This is a genomic window from Kaistella sp. CFF1-2, assembly GCF_059509915.1.
Genome location: NZ_JCAKLF010000030.1, coordinates 1 through 817 on the forward strand (window position 1 = coordinate 1; position 817 = coordinate 817).

At 28.3% G+C, this 817-nt stretch carries 2 protein-coding genes; both read left to right on the forward strand.

Features of this window, described 5'->3' with window-relative positions:
* Positions 1-91 precede the first annotated feature (91 nt).
* On the forward strand, positions 92-325 hold the full coding sequence (locus AC5XHR_RS13765) for a hypothetical protein (protein WP_495951353.1): 234 nt from the start codon (positions 92-94) through the stop codon (positions 323-325).
* Positions 309-608 (forward strand): type II toxin-antitoxin system RelE/ParE family toxin, encoded by a 300-nt coding sequence (locus tag AC5XHR_RS13770; protein ID WP_495951354.1) that lies wholly within the window; start codon positions 309-311, stop codon positions 606-608. The genes AC5XHR_RS13765 and AC5XHR_RS13770 overlap by 17 nt, the downstream gene beginning before the upstream one ends.
* Positions 609-817: the final 209 nt, after the last annotated feature.

The window sequence follows — 817 nt, forward strand, 5'->3', positions numbered from 1 at the left end:
CTTCGCCAATACTTTTTCGTTAGGCGATATTTTACAACAACAGTCCTAAATTGAAATTTAATTCATAAATTTGATTTTAAGTATTAATTGTATGAATACACAGACTCTAAATAAAAAAATTGAATTAATCCAATGGTTATCAACATTGGAAGATAATTCTATTATCGAAAAACTGTTAAAATTTAGAAAAGAAGAAACTATAGATTGGTGGGATACAATTTCAGAAGATGAGAAAAAATCTATTGAGAAAGGTATTTCGGAAGCGAACCAAGGAAAATTAGAACCACATTCTACTGCAAGAGCTATTTATGAAAAGTGGTTATAATATTTTTTGGACTCCAAACTCAAAGAATGAGTTAAAGAAAACGATCGAATATTTAGAGAAAAATTTCACTGAAAAAGAAATTAAAAAACTTGTTCAAAACATCGAAAGTACTTCTGAATTAATATCACAAAATCCAAATCTTTTTCCAAAATCAGATAATGTAAATATTCACAAAGCAGTAATATTGAAATATAACTCAATGTATTATAGAGTGATAAAGGAAAATATAGAAATATTATCATTCTTTTCAAATAGACAATCTCCCAAAAAGAGAAAAATATAAAAACATCGCCTAACATTGTATTGGCAAAATGCGGGGTTAAATGTATAATAGAAAGGTTTGAAAAATTTAGCCGCCGCTGCTTTTCATATTGTTTTTTTCTTTAATTTTAACAATCTGAAAAAGCATCGGCTTCAAGCAGTCGAAATTGAACTTTTCGTTCAATTTAGCCCGCACTTCGCCAATACTTTTTCCGTTATGCGAGATTTCAT